Annotated in this window: 1 protein-coding gene; it reads right to left on the bottom strand. The window is 68.8% G+C overall.

Features of this window, described 5'->3' with window-relative positions:
• The coding region (locus tag LK493_RS10150) for a TraM recognition domain-containing protein (protein WP_227790935.1) at positions 1–237 on the bottom strand (237 nt) is incomplete at both ends.

The following is a 237-nucleotide window of genomic DNA, read 5'->3' as shown; positions in this document are numbered from 1 at the left end:
GGCGGCGCGCCACGGAGAACGACTTGCCGGACGAGGAGCTCTGCGTCCCCTTGGTCGAGCTCTGCCCGGTCGTCCTCACGCTGTAGTCGCCGAGCCGCTTGCTGATCTCCTCCGCCTCGTCGACGGACTCTACCGAGAGGACGACCTGGGTGCCGAGCAGCGCCAGCAGCGCGTCCGACTCCGCCCTGGAGTAGCCGCACCGCGCCTCGAGCAGATGGGTGTTCTGGAGCACGAAGA

Source organism: Collinsella aerofaciens (assembly GCF_020709435.1).
In the GTDB taxonomy this organism is placed as follows: domain Bacteria; phylum Actinomycetota; class Coriobacteriia; order Coriobacteriales; family Coriobacteriaceae; genus Collinsella; species Collinsella aerofaciens_AU.
This window is presented reverse-complemented; position numbering and strand designations above follow the sequence as displayed.